Source organism: Alkalibacterium sp. m-11, from assembly GCF_054658155.1.
Genome location: NZ_BAAGIR010000351.1, coordinates 1 through 534, shown reverse-complemented (window position 1 = coordinate 534; position 534 = coordinate 1). Strand labels below are relative to the sequence as shown.

At 36.9% G+C, this 534-nt stretch carries 1 protein-coding gene; it reads right to left on the bottom strand.

Going from position 1 to position 534, the window contains the following annotated elements; genetic code table 11:
- A partial coding sequence (locus ACYQ2O_RS12770) for a UPF0236 family transposase-like protein (RefSeq protein WP_459796782.1) occupies positions 1–534 on the bottom strand: 534 nt, incomplete at both ends.

The window sequence follows — 534 nt, the reverse complement described above, 5'->3', positions numbered from 1 at the left end:
TCTTTTCCATCTTTTTATCAAAATACATTCGTTGTTTGATTTTCTCGTTTACATGATAAGCATCTCTAAAATGTTCGTGTCGCTGGCATTTGCCAATGATTTGATGGAATTTATCTTTGTCGTAACCACTGCCTCCATCACTGTTTGAAATGACGATCGTCTCGCGTATATCATACAGCGACTCTAACCAAAGGCTTGCACGTTTAAAAGCTTCTTTACTTGATACAGTACTCTCAAACATTTTAGAATTAATTAAGACAGGTCTTTTCTGTTTTCCTTTATACTCTACCCCTTCATGAAACTGAACACGATGAATCTCAGGACGTTTTTTCTCCTTGCCTTTTGTAAGCATTAACCCGTCACCTTCAATAAATAAGACAGGCGTTTTTTTCTTATCTTTCTGAGATGTCTCGTCTTGAAGAGGTGCTGTTTCTGTCCATTCTTGAATGGTTTCACCGACTTTTTGAGTGATAGTATGAATGGTCGTATGACTCAGCGAAAAAGATGTAAGAAGATTAATAGCTTCTTCTGCTT